The organism is Stenotrophomonas sp. SrG (assembly GCF_050031795.1).
GTDB classification, from domain to species: domain Bacteria; phylum Pseudomonadota; class Gammaproteobacteria; order Xanthomonadales; family Xanthomonadaceae; genus Stenotrophomonas; species Stenotrophomonas rhizophila_A.
Genome location: NZ_JBNBBE010000080.1, coordinates 1 through 317, shown reverse-complemented (window position 1 = coordinate 317; position 317 = coordinate 1). Strand labels below are relative to the sequence as shown.

Sequence of the window (317 nt, the reverse complement as noted above, 5' to 3'; positions counted from 1 at the left end):
CACCTGGGCGGTGTTGATGAAGGCGGCCAAGGTCAGCCAGCCCGCGTGCAGCGCCAGCGCATAGGCGGCGAAGGCTCGCTGGCCGGCACTGGCGGTGGCCGGCGCCGCGCGTACAGCGGCAACCAGCAGGCACACCAGCGCCAGCCAGATGATGGCCAGCGCCGGCAGGAACGCCTGGTTGGAGAACACCGGCATCCACGGCGCCGTCAGCGCGAACCCGGCGGCGGCCCAGCCGCGCGCGCCGGCGTTGTCATCGGGCCGGCGCTGGCGCATCTGCCACAGCCCGAAGGCCACGTCCCACAGGAAGATCAGGCCCA

The 317-nt window shown here is 73.2% G+C and carries 1 pseudogene; it reads right to left on the bottom strand.

The annotated features are described in order from the left end of the window. Window positions 1–317, bottom strand: a pseudogene (locus tag ACQG3P_RS19055) (hypothetical protein); the annotation flags it as partial.